The sequence below is a fragment of the Psychrobacter sp. UBA6766 genome, assembly GCF_002453355.1.
Classification (GTDB): Bacteria; Pseudomonadota; Gammaproteobacteria; order Pseudomonadales; family Moraxellaceae; genus Psychrobacter.
The window spans coordinates 179,202-182,589 of sequence record NZ_DKGQ01000025.1 but is presented as its reverse complement, the minus strand read 5'-3'; the positions used below and the strand labels follow the sequence as shown (position 1 = coordinate 182,589).

The 3,388-nt window shown below is 43.1% G+C and carries 4 protein-coding genes and 1 pseudogene; all 5 read right to left on the bottom strand.

Features of this window, described 5'->3' with window-relative positions; all coding sequences use genetic code 11:
* Window positions 1-136, bottom strand: a pseudogene (locus tag B4K26_RS06170) (IS1595 family transposase); the annotation flags it as partial.
* A gap of 214 nt (window positions 137-350) precedes the next feature.
* Window positions 351-1,070 carry an amino acid ABC transporter ATP-binding protein gene (locus B4K26_RS06165; RefSeq protein ID WP_296244199.1) on the bottom strand — a complete coding sequence of 240 codons (720 nt, stop codon included), beginning with the start codon at window positions 1,068-1,070 and terminating at the stop codon, window positions 351-353.
* Window positions 1,071-1,244: 174 nt separating this feature from the next.
* Window positions 1,245-1,916: an ABC transporter permease subunit gene (locus B4K26_RS06160; protein WP_296244193.1), complete on the bottom strand. Its 672-nt coding sequence runs from the start codon at window positions 1,914-1,916 to the stop codon at window positions 1,245-1,247.
* A complete protein-coding gene (locus tag B4K26_RS06155; protein WP_296244192.1) occupies window positions 1,913-2,659 on the bottom strand; it encodes an amino acid ABC transporter permease in 747 nt (248 codons plus the stop codon). Before B4K26_RS06155 ends, B4K26_RS06160 begins: the two co-directional genes overlap by 4 nt.
* 93 nt (window positions 2,660-2,752) lie before the next feature.
* Window positions 2,753-3,388: transporter substrate-binding domain-containing protein (locus B4K26_RS06150; protein WP_296244190.1), on the bottom strand; the 636-nt coding region annotated here is incomplete at its 5' end.

The window sequence follows — 3,388 nt, the reverse complement described above, 5'->3', positions numbered from 1 at the left end:
TAAGACGGTGAAAGTAATAGCTAGCTGTTGTTTTATTAACACCCACTAAGCTTGCTGCTGTTCTTGCGGTAGAACCTGCAACGAATAGTTCAATAAGCTTAGTTTGTTTGTACCAACTTAATCTACTCTTTCTCATATGACTATCCTAGATTATTTTACTTATCTAGGACAGCCCCTTAATTTTTATAATATTGTCTGCTATTGTATCAGTAAACAGCCATTCACTCACCTATTCGCTCGCAGAGTCATTTATATTCGTATTGCGCTTGTATGAATCAATTTATTAGCATTTTGCTGCACAAAAAAAGCGCCTATAAAAGACGCTTTTATAAAAAAAATAAATGACACAATTAATGATTTAAAATTTTCGATAAGAACACCTGTGCGCGATCGCTTTTTGCGCCTTCAAAAAACTCATCTTTACTACAGTTTTCAACGATATGACCTTCATCCATAAAGATAATGCGATTAGCGACCTGACTGGCAAAGCCCATTTCGTGGGTTACACACATCATGGTCATACCATCGCGGGTCAGCTCGACCATCACATCGAGCACCTCTTGAATCATTTCTGGATCAAGCGCAGAGGTTGGCTCATCAAATAACATCGCTACTGGATCCATCGCCAGAGCTCGAGCAATTGCCACACGTTGCTGCTGACCACCGGACAGTTCTGCTGGATACTTCGCTGCTTGAACCGTCAGCCCAACGCGATCTAGATAGGCCATGCCTTTTTGTTTGGCCTCAGACTCTTTTCGGCCCAATACTTTGATTTGCGCGACCGTTAAGTTATCAATGATGGTCAAATGTGGAAACAGCTCAAAATGCTGAAATACCATCCCAACACTGCTGCGAAGTTTGGGTAAATTGGTTTTTGCGGCGCCAACTGAAATGCCATTGACCAAAATATCGCCTTTTTGAAAAGGCTCAAGACCATTAACCGTTTTGATGAGTGTCGACTTACCACTGCCCGATGGGCCACAAACCACCACCACATCACCTTTATGGACGTGCGCAGTACAATCCGTCAGCACCTTAAAATCGCCATACCATTTGCTAACGTCGGTCATCTTGATGACTATCTCATCGCTTGCATGACCATTATCGGTGACCAGTCCGCCAAATTCATTTATATAGGTATCAGCATTATTTATCACTGGCTCATTCATTACCGGCTCCTAACCACTTTTTTTCATCATTATTAAATGAAAATCTTAATAGTAAAATACTGCGCTAAATTTACCTTAAAACCTTAAACGTTTTTGCAATTGCTGCACGCCGATAGAGGCACTTAAACTAATAACAAAATAAATTGCACCTGCGCCTAAAATATAAGGCGTGAGCAAGCCCATCAGCTCACCGCGGACATAAGCAGCACGGAAGAAATCCGTCAATCCAATAGCGAAAACTAATGTCGTATCTTGGAATAAAATAATACATTGCTGCAAAATCAGCGGCAGCATCTTGCGAAAAGCTTGCGGCAAAATCACCAGGCGCATCGTCTGCCCATAAGTCATACCGAGTGCTTTTGCGGCATTCACCTGCCCGCTACCGATAGATTGAATTCCCGCTCGCACCACCTCTGAGAAGTATGCCGCCTCAAACATCATAAAGGCGACGACACATGAGGTAAATGCGGTATCGAGCTGCAGATATTTACCCGCTATCCAAAAATACATCATCGGTACGGCGAAATAAAACCACAGCAGTACAAGTAGCAGCGGAACAGATCGAAAGTAATTGACGTACAGCTTTGCAGGAACTTCTAGCGCTTTAATACCGGATAAACGCATCAGCGCCAGTACCGTTCCTAAGCTGATACCGCCTAGGATAGCAAGAAATAGCACCTTTAATGTGGTCAGCATACCGCCCATCAAACCCGGATAAGCCGTTGCAAGTTCAGTCATCATATTCATTTTTGACTCCCTGCAATCAGTCCAGGCACTCGTAATTTACGCTCAATCAATCCCATAATGGCAATTAATGACAGATTAAAGACCAGATAAATAATGGTTGCATAAGTATAAATCTCGAGGCTGTTTTGGGTATATTCACTGATAGTTTTGGTTTGACTAATCAGCTCCATCACCCCAACAAGCGACGCCACCGATGCGTTTTTAAAACAATTGGTTAGCTCCGAGCTCAGCGGTGGCAAAATAACACGAAACGCCTGCGGTAGTAGCACCTCTTTATAAGCTTGCGGAATCGTAAAACCAAGAGCGTAAGCGGCATTAACTTGACCTTCAGGTAAGGATTCGATACCGGTACGCACCTGTTCAACGATACGCGCTGCGGTAAATAATCCTAAGCCAATACTTGCGGACAGCATGGCTGAAGTATTTGGTGATAAGTCTTTATACCACCACTCTTGTAGCGCAGGCGTGAGCCAACCAGGAGCAATATAAAACCAAAAGAACAGTTGTACAAGCAGAGGAATATTACGAAAAAAAGTCACATAAGCGGTGCCAATACGACGAGCCGCCTTATTTGGTAAGGTACGCATGATACCAAAAATAGTGCCAATCACCATGGCAATCGCCCAAGCGATACTGCCAATCAATAGCAGCCAGCCAAGACCGGTAACCATCCAATGCAAGTAAAGCTCATTACCGATACCGGTTTGCTCAAAGAGCACACCCCAGTTCCAGCTATAATTCATGATTGTCTCTCCAAGCCATGATTAAAAAGCCAACGCGCCAGATTGATGTAAATCAGTCTGAGCGCGCCAGCAAGCTATGTTGAGGGACAATAATTACTGTGTAGCGGCTTCTTTTGGCTGCGCACTATCGTGTGGATTGGCTATCAAAGCTTTTAGATTGTCTGACATCTCAAAGTTTAGATTGACGTTTTTTGGTGGGATTGGGTTGGTGAACCACTTATCATAAATGGTGTTAATTTCGCCCGACTTAAAGACATTGTTAAGTGCTTCATCGACAACGGCTTTGAATTCAGGATCATCTTTACGCATCATACAACCGTAAATCTCAAACGATTGCGGCGTTCCAACGATTACCCATTCATCTGGGTTTTTGGCTTTGGCTTTTTCGCCCGCAAGTAGTACATCATCCATCATAAAGGCATCAGCACGACCATTTTCTAGCATCAGGAAAGCTTCGCCATGGTCTTTTGCTGAGATGACATTGATGTCCATTTTATTTTTGTCGTTGTATTCACGGATATAACGTTCTGAGGTTGTTCCAGCGGTAGTGACCAAAGTTTTACCTTTTAGGTCTTCAAAATCTTTTATACCTGAGTCTTTTTTGGTCAATAAACGCGTGCCGATTTCAAAGAAACCATTTGAGAAGGCTACTTGCTTTTGGCGCTCTTCGTTATTGGTCGTTGAGCCACATTCAAAATCCACAGTGCCGTTTTGTACAAGAGGAATACG